Origin of the sequence: Micromonospora andamanensis (assembly GCF_016863495.1) — a bacterium.
Classification (GTDB): domain Bacteria; phylum Actinomycetota; class Actinomycetes; order Mycobacteriales; family Micromonosporaceae; genus Micromonospora; species Micromonospora andamanensis.
In genome coordinates this window covers 113284-125253 of sequence record NZ_BOOZ01000026.1, presented here as the reverse complement: position 1 = coordinate 125253, position 11970 = coordinate 113284, and the positions used below count along the sequence as shown (strand labels likewise).

General features: G+C 71.0%; 8 protein-coding genes. All 8 read left to right on the top strand.

Features of this window, described 5'->3' with window-relative positions:
- Positions 1-1509: class I SAM-dependent methyltransferase (locus Van01_RS21510; protein ID WP_204010525.1), on the top strand; the 1509-nt coding region annotated here is incomplete at its 5' end.
- The gene (locus Van01_RS21505; protein ID WP_204010523.1) at positions 1506-5636 is read left to right on the top strand and encodes a non-ribosomal peptide synthetase; all 4131 of its coding nucleotides are present in this window, start codon (positions 1506-1508) and stop codon (positions 5634-5636) included. The genes Van01_RS21510 and Van01_RS21505, both read left to right, overlap by 4 nt.
- Positions 5633-6742: a saccharopine dehydrogenase NADP-binding domain-containing protein gene (locus Van01_RS21500; RefSeq protein WP_204010521.1), complete on the top strand. Its 1110-nt coding sequence runs from the start codon at positions 5633-5635 to the stop codon at positions 6740-6742. Before Van01_RS21505 ends, Van01_RS21500 begins: the two co-directional genes overlap by 4 nt.
- Positions 6739-7494 (top strand): thioesterase II family protein, encoded by a 756-nt coding sequence (locus tag Van01_RS21495; protein WP_204010519.1) that lies wholly within the window; start codon positions 6739-6741, stop codon positions 7492-7494. Before Van01_RS21500 ends, Van01_RS21495 begins: the two co-directional genes overlap by 4 nt.
- Complete coding sequence (locus Van01_RS21490; RefSeq protein WP_204010517.1) at positions 7494-8732, top strand: isochorismate synthase; 1239 nt, start codon at positions 7494-7496, stop codon at positions 8730-8732. The genes Van01_RS21495 and Van01_RS21490 overlap by 1 nt, the downstream gene beginning before the upstream one ends.
- Positions 8729-10360: a (2,3-dihydroxybenzoyl)adenylate synthase gene (locus tag Van01_RS21485; protein WP_204010515.1), complete on the top strand. Its 1632-nt coding sequence runs from the start codon at positions 8729-8731 to the stop codon at positions 10358-10360. The genes Van01_RS21490 and Van01_RS21485 overlap by 4 nt, the downstream gene beginning before the upstream one ends.
- The gene (locus Van01_RS21480) at positions 10357-11118 is read left to right on the top strand and encodes an SDR family oxidoreductase (RefSeq protein ID WP_204010513.1); all 762 of its coding nucleotides are present in this window, start codon (positions 10357-10359) and stop codon (positions 11116-11118) included. The genes Van01_RS21485 and Van01_RS21480 overlap by 4 nt, the downstream gene beginning before the upstream one ends.
- Before the next feature lie 46 nt (positions 11119-11164).
- Entirely contained in the window at positions 11165-11965 is an 801-nt protein-coding gene (locus Van01_RS21475; protein ID WP_204010499.1) for an SDR family NAD(P)-dependent oxidoreductase, read from the top strand.
- The last annotated feature ends 5 nt before the right edge of the window (positions 11966-11970 follow it).

Below are 11970 nucleotides of genomic sequence, written 5' to 3'. Positions count from 1 at the left end.
GTCGCCCGCCAGGGCGCGGTTGTGGTGACCGACGGCATCGCCGCCCTCGACCTTCCGCACGACGACCAGCCCGTCATCACCGCCGCGACCGACGGTGAACTCGAAGCAACGATCGTCGAATCCCGGATCACCGCGTTGATCGCCAAGGGAATCGGATCGCAGCCGGCGACACCTGACGACATCGCCGCGGCGCTCGGCCTCGACGACAACTTCCGGGACCTGCTACGCCTGTGGTTGGACTGGCTCACCGAGCGGGCCGTGCTCACCGCGCGGTCGGGCCGGTACGGCGTCGGCGAGCGCTGGGGCGAGGTCTGCGATCCACGGACCTGGCTCGCGACGACCGCCGCCGCAGACGGCCCGCTGCACGCCGTCGCGCTGCGGTTGGCCGCCGTCGAGCACGAGATCGCCGAGATCCTGCGTGGCGAGCGTTCGCCGCTGATGCTGCTCGAGGACCCGGTGCTGTCGCCGGAGGCACTTGTCGCCATGCAGCCGGACACCGAGGCTGCGATCGACTGGGTGGCCCGGACGATCACCAAGCTCGCCGCCGCGCTGGGCCGTCCCATCCGGATCGCCGACCTCGGCTGCCGGACCGGCGTCGCCGCCCAGCGTCTGCTGGCGCGGGTGGACGGCGACCAGGTCGAGGCGACCCTGCTGGACACGTCGCCGCGACTGCTGGAACTGGCAGCCGCCAGGCTGGACCACGCACCGCACGCCCCGCAGCTGCGTACGGTCACCGACACGTCGGTGCCACCGGACCTGCGGCACGCCTTCGACGTCGTGATGATGACAGGCGCTCTGCACCGCTACGGCGACCCGGTCGACGGTGCCGCCCAGGCGGGCGAGCTGCTCGCCCCGCGCGGTGTGCTGATCGGCCTCGAACACCGGGAACTCGCACCCGTCGCCCTGCTCACCGCGGCCGTGCTCGAGCGCGGCTTCGGTGGTTCGCGCCGCGGCCCGATGCTCGACGCGGAGGGCTGGACCGAGGTACTGGCGGCCGCCCAGCTTCAGGAGATCGGCGTTCACGAACAGGACTCCGCGCTCCTGCTGCTGACGGCCCGCTCGGCCGCCGACCGTCCGGTTGTCCGGGAGGACGAGGTACTGGCCGACCTGCGGCGCGAGCTACCGGCGCACATGGTGCCCGAGCGGCTGGTCGCGCTGTCCCGACTGCCGCTGAGCGCGAACGGCAAGGTGGATCGCGCGCGGGTGGCCGAGTTGCTCGCGAGAACCGACGACGGCGAGGACGCCAGCGAACCGCCGCGTACCGACATCGAACGCTTGATCACGCAGCTGTGGGGCGAGCTGTTGTCCGTGACCGTGCCCGGTCGCCTCGCGAACTTCTTCGCCCTGGGTGGCGACAGCCTGACCGCCACGCAGTTCGCCGAGGCGCTGCTCGGCCGGTACGGCGTGACCCTGCCGCTGCGGCAGATGTTCGCCGAACCCACCGTCGCGGCGGTCGCCGACGCGGTCGCCGCACAGCTCGACGAGTCGACGGAGGAGGGAGTGCTATGAGTGCCCAGCAACTGATCGCGGAACTCGAGCGGGTCGGGGTGCACCTCTGGGAGGACGACGGGCAACTGCGCTTCCGCGCCGCGAAGGGTGTGATGACCCCGGACCGCGCCGCCGCCCTGCGCGAACGCAAGCAGGAGGTCCTCGCCGTCCTCCGTGGCAACCGGCTACCCGCCGTCGTCGCCGACCCCGCGAACGCGCACGCGCCCTTCCCGCTCACCGACGTGCAGACGGCGTACCTGCTCGGCCGCCGACACGGGTACGCCTACGGCGGGGTGGCCTGCCACCTGTATGTCGAAGTGGAGTATCCCGACCTCGATCCCGGCCGGGCCGAGGACGCCTGGAACCGCCTCATCGCTCACCATGACATGCTGCGGGCGGTCGTGCACGAGGACGGTTCGCAGCAGGTGCTGCCGGAGGTGCCCCGCTACCGGATAGCGGTCGCGGACCTGCGGGCCGACGCCACCGAGGCGGTGAACGCCCACCTGACGAAGGTCCGGGACGAACTCGGCCACCAGATCCTGACCACTGACACGTGGCCGCTGTTCGAGCTGCGCCTCACCCGCGCCGCCGGGCGGGCCGTGCTGCACGTGTCGCTCGACTTCCTGATCTCCGACTGGGCCGGCATCCAGATCCTGCTCGACCAGTTCGAACACCTGCACCGCGATCCGACGGCCGAGCTGCCACAGCCGGAGCTGTCCTTCCGCGACTACCTGCTCACCGAACGTAGCCTGCGGGAATCGGCCCGCTACCAGCGCGACCGCGACTACTGGGCCGCCCGCGTCGACACGTTGCCGCCGGCGCCGGAACTGCCGACCCTGTCGCGCGCGGAGAACCGCACCACCTTCAGCCGCTGGAGTCTCGAGCTGACGCCCGCCGCCTGGTCGGCGTTGCGGGAGCGGGCCGTCAGCGCGGGCGTCACCGCCTCCGGAGCGGTCCTCGCCGCCTACGCCGAGGTCATCGGCACGTGGTCACGGCGGCCCGATTTCACCCTGAACCTCACCCTGCTCAACCGGCTGCCCCTGCACCCACACGTCCCCGCCCTCATCGGCGACTTCACCTCTGTCACCCTGCTCGAAGCGCACACCTGTGACGCGCCGACCTTCGCCGACCGGGCGCAGCGGCTGGGCCGGCAGCTCTTCGACGACATGGACCACCGGTTCTTCTCCGGCGTCGAGGTGATCCGCGAGATCGCCCGTCGGCGCAGTCCGGACGAGGCCCTCATGCCTGTGGTCTTCACAAGTGCCATAGGTATCGAGGGTGCGACCTCACGCGAGTCGGAGGCCCGGCTCGGGTACGGCATCACCCAGACCCCGCAGGTCTGGATCGACTGCCAGGCACTCGAGCGCGACGGCGCCCTCCTGGTCAACTGGGACGTACGCGACGGCGTGTTCACCGACGGGCTCGTCGACGACATGTTCGCCGCGTTCGAGGATCTGCTCGGCCGGTTGTCACGCGACCCGGAAGCGTGGCGTGCTCCGGCACCGGTACCCCTGCCGACCGCTCAGGTCGAGCTGCGACGAACGGTGAACGCAACCGAAGGGCCGATCCCCGGCGGCCTGCTGCACGAGCCGGTGTTCGCCACGGCGCGACGGTTCCCGGACCGCGTCGCGGTGATCGACAGCGCGGGCGAGCACACCTATCGCGAGTTGTCCGGACGGGCGTCCGACATCGCCGCGTATCTCACGGGTGCCGGGGTGGTACCGGGCGACATCGTGGCCGTCGCCCTCGACAAGGAGTTGGACCAGATCGCCGCCGTGCTCGGCGTGGCGGCTGTCGGAGCGGCGTATCTGCCGCTCAGCACCGGCCAGCCGACGTCCCGGCGCGACCGCATACTCAGTGACTCCGGCGCCGCGTTCCTCGTCGGCGGACCCGCCGACGGCGACGCACCGGTGCCGTCGGTCGCAGTCGGCGACATCCCGGCCGACAGCGGGTCCTTCGAGGTCACCGGTGCTCCCCGCAGCCCGGACGAGCTGGCCTACGTCATCTACACCTCCGGATCGACCGGGACGCCGAAGGGGGTGATGATCAGCCACCGCGCCGCGCTGAACACGATCGTCGACATCACCGAGCGCTTCGGGATCGGGTCGGAGGACCGGGTGCTGGGGCTCGCCGACCTGGGCTTCGACCTGTCCGTCTACGACCTGTTCGGCACGCTCGGCGTCGGTGGCACGGTGGTGCTGCCGGATCCCGCACGCCGCGGTGAACCGGCGCACTGGGCCGAACTCGTCGTACGCCACCGGATCACCGTCTGGAACTCGGTGCCGGCGCAGATGCAGATGTTGGCTCACTATCTGTCCGCGCATCCCGAACCGGCACCGACACTGCGGCTGGCGCTGTTGTCCGGCGACTGGATTCCGGTCACGCTGCCCGACGAGATCCGCAGCCACATCCCGGAGCTGAAGGTGATCAGCCTCGGGGGCGCGACGGAGGCGTCGATCTGGTCGATCTACCACCCGATCGACACCGTCGACACCGACGCCCCGAGCATCCCGTACGGCCTGCCGCTGCGTAACCAGACGTTCCACGTCTACGACCACGAGTTGCGGGACCGACCCGACTGGGTGGCCGGGGAGCTGTACATCGGCGGCGTCGGAGTGGCGGCCGGCTACCTCAACGACCCGGAGCGGACGCGGGAGCGGTTCCGCACCCATCCGGTGACCGGGGAGCGGTTGTACCGCACCGGCGACTTCGGCCGTTACCTGCCGTCAGGCGTCATCGAGTTCCTCGGCCGGGAGGACAACCAGGTCAAGATCAGGGGACATCGGATCGAGCTCGCCGAGGTGGAGGCGGCGCTGCTGTCCCACCCGGCCGTACGCGGCGCGGTGGTGCTCGTCGAGGGCACCGAATCGTTGCGGCGTCGGCTTGTCGCGTTCGTGGTGACGGACGGTGCGAACGGCGGCGAACAGCCGCTCGCCGAGCTGAATCTGGACCGGTACCTGCGGGATCTGCTGCCGGACTACATGTGCCCGGCGGCATTCCACCCGCTGCCGGCCATACCCGTCACCGCGAACGGGAAGGTGGACCGGACCGCGCTTGCCAACCGGTTACGGCAGGCGGCTAACGAGACGACCGGCACCGCTGGCGACGAGCCCACCGAAGGTCTGGAGGCCACCCTGGCGCAGTTGTGGGCCGAGGTGCTCAAGGTCGATCGGGTCGGCCGTAACGACGACTTCTTCGCGCTGGGCGGCAACTCGTTGCTGTCGACACAGCTGGTGGCGATGGTCCGGGAACGGGTGCCGCAGGCGGCGGGCATGTACTTCGACTCGCTGGTGCGCGAGCTGTTGCCGGATCCGACAGTCGCGGCCATGGCCCGGCTGCTCTCGAGTACGGCCGACGCGCCGACACCCGAACCGGTACAGCGCCGGGTCGTCTCGCCGTTGGTGCGGTTCGGCGAGGGGGAGAGCGACCCGGCGGTGGTCCTGGTGCACGACGCCACCGGAAAGCTCTACAACTTCGTGAGTCTCACCAACCTGATCGAACCGGGCCGGAAGATCCTGGGACTCACCGCCGGTGACGCCGACACCTACCTGCGCTCCGACCCGGAGCAACTGCTGCACCGGCGGGTGGCGGTCTACGCCCGGCTGGTCCGTACCGAACGCCCGAACGCCGTCCAGGTGGTCGGCTACGGCGCCACCGCCCTGCTGGCGGTCGAGGTGGCCCGCGAACTCGCCGAGGCCGGCACCCGGGTCGACCAGGTCGTGCTCGTCGACCCGTACCGGATCTCGGGCGAGGTCGGCGACGCCGCCCTGGAGTACCTGTTCGCCAGGGAACTCGGTGTCCCGCCGACCAGCGCCGGGTTCCCGGACACCCTCGCGGAGCTGGCGGACCACACGTTCACGACGTCGTCGGCCGAGCGCATCGCCGCGATGGGCGCGGCCGTCGAGATCGGCACGGACATCACAGTGGCCCGACGTTACGAGATCTTCCGGGCCACGGTGGCGGCACTGCGCGAGCACGAGCTGCGGCCCTGCGGGCTGCCGCTGACGGTGGTCGGGTCCGCCCCCGATCCGGAACTGGACGGTCTGGCAGCCGAACTGCGCGACCGCTGCCACGCGGTCGAGGGCAACCCGGGCGGTGCCGGCCAGGCGGAGGCGCTCGCCGGACTGTTGAACGGTGCCGCCGTATGACACCGCGGATCGGGCTGCTGGGCGGCTACGGCTCGGTCGGTGCCGAGGTCGCGGAGCGGCTGCGCAAACACGGCGTCGGCGAGCTGGTGATCGCCGGCCGCGACCGCGCCGCCGGACGCCGGCTGATCACCGAGCGGCTGGGCGGGGCGGGCGACTTCGTCACAGTCGATCTGGGCCACGACGAGGAGCTGGCGTCGTTCTGTGCGCGCTGCACCGTGGTGGTGAACTGTGCGGGCCCGTCCCGACGGATCCTGGGCCGGGTCGCGACAGTGGCGCGGCGCAACGGCGCGCACTACGTCGACGTCGGTGGCGATGACCCGGTCCACGCCCGGTTGACGGCCGGCAGCGGTTGGTGCGCGGTGCTCTCCGCCGGAATGATCCCCGGGTTGACGGGGCTGTTGCCCCGGTACCTGGCACGCGGTTTCGACACCGTGGAGCAGCTGACCCTCTACCACGGCGTCCGCGACAGCATCGGACCGGCTGCCGCCTACGACTTCGTCGCCGGCATCCTCGCCGGCGACGACGTGCCGTCGGCCGCCTGGCGGGACGGTCCCCGCCCCGGTGCGGCACGGCGGCAGACGGAGCTGCGCCTGCCGCATTTCCCGGATCCGGTCACCGCGCAGCCGTATCTGTCGCCCGAGGCGTCCCGCACGGCGACGGCGCTGGGAATCCGGTCCGGCACCTGGTACTCGGTCTTCGACGGGGCGCGGCTCCCGGTCGTGCTGCAGCAGGTCCCGCGCACCACATCCACCCAGATCCGGGAGACCGCGGAGAAGGTGCGCCGGGCAGCGGAGTTCGACGTCCTCGGGCGTACGCCCCAGGTGACCCTGCTCTGCCAACTCGACGGTCAGCTCGACGGCCGGCAGGTCACCCGGTCGCTTATCGTCCGGGCGGACCGGGCCGCGGCACTCGTCGCGGCGGCCGCGGTGCCCGCGATCACCGCCGTCGCCGCCAACCGGGTCGCCCCCGGCGTCCACTTCGCTGCCGACGTCCTACCACCCGCGGAGGTCGTCGGCTTTCTCGCCGCCGACCCGGCGGTCGTGCAGTTTTCCGAGCATGACAGTCCTCTCGACGACCTCGTCACACCCGACGAAGGAGCGATATGAGCATTGCCGGGTCCCGTTTCCGGACCTACCGTCCGCGCCCGTCGCCGGCACTGCGGCTTGTCTGTTTCCCCCACGCCGGCGGCGCGGCGAGCTTCTACCGTGGCTGGGCCGAACACCTGCCCGACGACATCGAACTGGCCATCGCGATGTATCCAGGTCGCGAGAACCGGTTGCCCGACCCCCACCCGGACACCCTGGAGGGGTTGGCCGCCGACTTCGCGGCGAGCATGCCGCAGGGCGTGCCGCTGGTGCTGCTCGGACACAGCATGGGCGCCGCCGTCGCGCTCGAGGTCGCCCGCCGGATGTCGCGGCCACCCGCACGGCTGATCGTCTCCGGCCACCCCGCGCCACACCGGCAGCGACCGAACGACGTGCATCTGCGCCCCGACGACGGGTTGCTCGCCGAACTGCGCACCGTCGGCGGCACCACCGCGGGCCTGCTCGACTACCCCGAGATACGGAAGCTCGTGCTGCCGATGATCCGCGCCGACTACCGGTTGATCGAACGGTACCGCTGCGGACCGCCCGTACCGCTGGCGATCCCGATCACCGCCCTGATCGGACGCGCCGACCCGGAGGTCGACGAGAACGAGGCGCGGGCCTGGGAGAGCTGGACGCTGTCCGGCTTCGAGCTGCACACGGTCGACGGCGGCCACTTCCATCTCGTCGAGTACCAGCGCGAGTTCGTCGAGTGGCTCACCACGCTGCTGACGAACGCCGACCCGCGTGTCCTACCAGGAAGGAAGGCGTGATGACTGCCGAAGCGGTCGACACCAGTAGTCCCGATGTCTCCGACCCGACAGCCGTCGTGGACGACTGCGAGCTGTTTCTCGCCTCGCCGACGGCCACGCTCGTCGCGCGCGATGTGATCGCCCAGGACAACACGATGCCGCTGGCCGAGGCCGCCCGACGCGGCACCGGCCTGCTCACCGAGTCCGCCTGGGACCTGACCGCCCGGGAGCGAGCCTGCGGCGGACCGCTGCTGGTCGGGGCCGCACCGTTCGACCCGGGCGCACCCACCCGGCTCACCGTCGCCCGGGACATCCACTGGGGCCCGCCGCTGGTCCGCGCGAACTACGCCGCCGCGACGGCGGTCCCGCGGGCGGTCCGGGTGGACCTGGTGCCCTGGCCGGCTCGGTACATGGCCGGCGTCGAGCGGGCCGTCGCGCGGATAGCGGGGCTGAGCCAGCACAAGGTGGTGCTGTCCCGGGCCATCGACGTGATCACGGCAGAGCCCACCCGGGTGCGCGACGTCGTGCGCAGTCTCCTGTCCGGTGAACCGGACGCGTACGTCTTCGCGGTCCCGGTGGGCACCGTACGCGCCGGCGCCCGCCGGGTGCTCGTCGGCGCCAGCCCGGAGCTGGTGATTCGCCGGATCGGCCGCAGTGTGCTGTCCAACCCCCTCGCCGGGTCAGCACCGCGCAGCGCCGACCCGGTCGAGGACCGGCGGCGGGCCTGGACATTGCAGCACTCATCGAAGGACCTGCTCGAGCACCGGATCGTGGTCGACGCGGTGACCCAGGCGTTGCGCCCGTTCTGCGCCGCACTCGACGTGCCGGACCGGCCGTCGGTGATCCGCACCAGCCGGATGTGGCACCTGTCGACGAAGGTGCGCGGCGTCCTGGCCGATCCGCTGCCCAACGCTCTCGAACTCGCCGCCGCGCTCCATCCGACACCCGCCGTCTGCGGCTGGCCCACAGCCGTCGCCCGGCAGGTGATCGCCGAGTCGGAAACCTTCGACAGGCAGTACTACACAGGTCTGACGGGCTGGATGAACGAGTCCGGCGACGGTGAATGGGTCCTCGCGCTGCGGTGTGCGGAGCTCGCCGACACCCAGCTACGGCTCTACGCGGGGGCGGGGGTGGTGTCGGGTTCCGATCCGGCGAGCGAACTGGCCGAGACGACGGCGAAGTTCCACACCTTCCTGGCGGCGATCGGGCTCGAGGACGCGGTCGCCACCACGTCGAGCGCGGAGGTCGTACGCCGATGAGCGCGCCGACGCCACTTACCGATGCCGGACCCGACTTCTCGCCGTGGCCGGACGAGGTCGCCGCCCGCTACCGCGCCGCCGGCTACTGGGCGGGGGTCACGCTGGGGCAGGTACTTGCCGACTCGGCCCGCCGCCACGGTGACCGGCCCGCCGTGGTCGATGCGGTCCGCACCTGGACCTACCGACAGCTCGATCACGATGCGAGCCGGCTCGCGACCGGATTCGCCCGGCTGGGTATCGGCCGGGGCGACCGCGTCCTCGTCCAGATGCCGAACGTCGGTGAGTTCGTCGTCATCTGCTTCGCGCTGTTCCGGATCGGCGCGGTCCCGGTGCTCACCCAACCCGCACACCGCACGTACGAGCTCGTCCGCCTCTGCGAGCAGAGCGGTGCGGTGGCCCACGTCGTCGCCGACCGGCACGCGGAATTCGACTACCGGGCGCTGTCGGCTCAGGTGGCGGAGTCCTGCCCGAGCCTGCGCAGCACGATCGTGCACGGTGATCCGGGCGGGCACGTCGCCCTCGCCGACCTGTACGCCGACCCGTACCGGGGTCCCGGCCCCGAGGCCGGCGACGTCGCCCTGTTGCAACTGTCCGGCGGCTCGTCGGCGGTGCCGAAGCTGATCCCCCGTACGCACGACGACTACGCCTACAACGCCAGGGCGAGCCTGGACGCCTGTCCGCTCGGGCCCGGCGACGTGTACCTCGCCGCGCTCCCGGTGGCGCACAACTTCACGCTCTGCGCACCGGGCATCCTCGGTGCCCTCACCGTCGGAGCCACGGTCGTCGTGTCGCCCAGCCCGAGCGTCGAGAAGGTGTTCCCGCTCATCGAACGCCACCGGGTGACAGTCGCTGCCGCCGTACCAGCTGTGGCGCTGCGGTGGCTCGACGCGGCGGACAGCACCACCTGCGACCTGTCGAGCCTGCGGGTCATGCAGGTCGGCGGTGCCCGGCTCAAGCCCTCGGCTGCCCGGCGGGTCCGTCCCACCCTGGGCTGCACTCTGCAGCAGGTGTTCGGGATGGCCGAAGGGCTGATCTGCTACACCCGCCCCGACGATCCCGACGAGATCGTCGTCGAGACCCAGGGTGTGCCGATGTCACCGGCGGACGAGATCCGTGTGGTGGACGACGACGACCGGCCGGTGCCCGACGGAACGCCCGGGCACCTGCTCACCCGCGGCCCGTACACCATCCGGGGCTACTACCGGGCCGCCGAGTACAACCGCAAGGCGTTCACCGCCGACGGGTTCTACCGCACCGGCGACGTCGTCCGCCGGCTGCCGTCAGGCCACCTCGTCGTGGTCGACCGCGCGAAGGACATCGTCAACCGGGGCGGGACGAAGGTCGCGTGCGAGGAGATCGAGGAGATCCTGATGAACCACCCCGGGGTGCACAACGCCGCGGTGGTCGGTAAGCCCGACGACGTTCTGGGTGAACGGGTCTGGGCGTTCGTGATCCCTCAGGCGCCGCTGGAGCGCGGTGACCTCGCCGACTACCTGCACGAGCGCGGAGTGGCCGCGTACAAGGTTCCCGACCGGTTCGAACTCGTCCAGGAGTTCCCGTTCACGGCGGTCGGCAAGGTCGACAAGTTGGCGCTGCGCCAGCGCGCCGCGCAGGAGGAGGAACGATGACCGTCGACCTGTTCTCGGTGGCGGGGAAGGTCGCGCTGGTGACCGGGGGTGCCCGGGGAGTCGGAGCACTCATCGCGCAGTCCCTCGTCGAGTCCGGTGCCCGGGTGTACATCACGTCCCGCGACGGTGTCTCCGCGGAGAAGGTCGCCGCGGACCTGTCGTTGCTTGGCGACTGCCGGTCGCTGGCCGCGGATCTCTCCTCGGAGGACGGTTGCCGGGCACTCGCCGACGAGATCGGCCGGGCGGCGGACGCGCTGCACCTGCTTGTCAACAACGCCGGTGTGCTGTACGCCGCGCCGCTCGACGAGTTCGGCGAGACCGGGTGGCGCGAGACGCTCGCGGTGAACGTGGAAGCGGTCTTCCACCTGACGCGATTCCTGCGGCCACTGCTCGCCGCGGCATCGACGCCGGAGGACCCGGCGCACGTCATAAACGTCGGCTCGATCGACGGGTTGCGGGTTCCGGCGGCCGAGACGTACTCCTACGGCGCGAGCAAGGCCGCCATGCACCACCTGACGCGACACCTGGCGAGTCGACTCGCTCCACAGATCACAGTCAATGCGATAGCGCTCGGGCCGTTCGTCTCCGCGATGGTCGAGCAGGAGCTGGCCCGCGAGATCGGCGCGCGGTCGCCGATGCGCAGGCACGGCGGGATCGACGACGTCGGGGGGATCGTGCGTTTCCTCGGTTCCCGGGCGTCGGCCTACGTCACCGGCACCGTCGTGCCGGTCGACGGAGGAATGGCCGCGGCGCGCTGAGCACAAACCAGAAGACAACGGTTACCAACGAGATCGAGGTGTGAGCATGAGGGCAGAGAAGACGGCACTCGTCACCGGCGCGTCGTCCGGGATCGGGGCGGCGTTCGCGCGGCTGCTCGCCGCCGAGGGCTACACGCCGGTCCTGGTCGCCCGACGGACCGACAGGTTGACGCAGGTGGCGAACGAGATCCGGGAGCGTACCGGGACCCGCTGCGAGGTACTGACCGCTGACCTGACCGACCCCAAAGCGCCGGAATGGGTCGTGTCGCAAGCCAACGAGATCGTCGGTGGCATCGACGTGTTGGTGAACAACGCCGGCCTGTGCCGTAACGAGACCTTCGCCGAGGCGCCGTGGGAGCGGGCGGCGGGGGAGATCCAGCTGATGGTCACCGCACCCACGGAGCTCATCCATCGGGTGCTGCCGCACATGCGCAAGCGCGGCTGGGGTCGGATCGTGAACATCTCATCGGTGTCGGCGCTCGGCCCGCCCGGTGCGAGTCTGCTCTACACGGGAGTGAAGAGCTACCTCCTGCACACGTCGCAGGCGCTGGACATGGAGCTCAAACCGCAGGGCATCAACCTCACCGCGCTGTGCCCGGGCCAGACCCGCACCGAGTTCCACGACGTGATGGGCGTGCGGGAGATCGCCGACAAGATGCCCGGCTTCATGTGGCAGGACGCCGACACGGTCGCCGCCGCCGGCTGGAAGGCCGTGTCGAAGGGGAAGCCGGTCTGCATCCCCGGCGCGATGAACGGAGTGATGGCCTACCTGACCCGGCCCATGACGGTGAATGCCGCCTATTCGTTCGGCCGCAAGTTCAACCCGTTCAAGGACACCGCCGCGTAGCACCT

Coding starts and splice junctions, on each gene's coding strand:
- Van01_RS21505 (WP_204010523.1), top strand. CDS start 1,506: ATGAGTGCCCAGCAACTGATCGCGGAACTCGAGCGGGTCGGGGTGCAC.
- Van01_RS21500 (WP_204010521.1), top strand. CDS start 5,633: ATGACACCGCGGATCGGGCTGCTGGGCGGCTACGGCTCGGTCGGTGCC.
- Van01_RS21495 (WP_204010519.1), top strand. CDS start 6,739: ATGAGCATTGCCGGGTCCCGTTTCCGGACCTACCGTCCGCGCCCGTCG.
- Van01_RS21490 (WP_204010517.1), top strand. CDS start 7,494: ATGACTGCCGAAGCGGTCGACACCAGTAGTCCCGATGTCTCCGACCCG.
- Van01_RS21485 (WP_204010515.1), top strand. CDS start 8,729: ATGAGCGCGCCGACGCCACTTACCGATGCCGGACCCGACTTCTCGCCG.
- Van01_RS21480 (WP_204010513.1), top strand. CDS start 10,357: ATGACCGTCGACCTGTTCTCGGTGGCGGGGAAGGTCGCGCTGGTGACC.
- Van01_RS21475 (WP_204010499.1), top strand. CDS start 11,165: ATGAGGGCAGAGAAGACGGCACTCGTCACCGGCGCGTCGTCCGGGATC.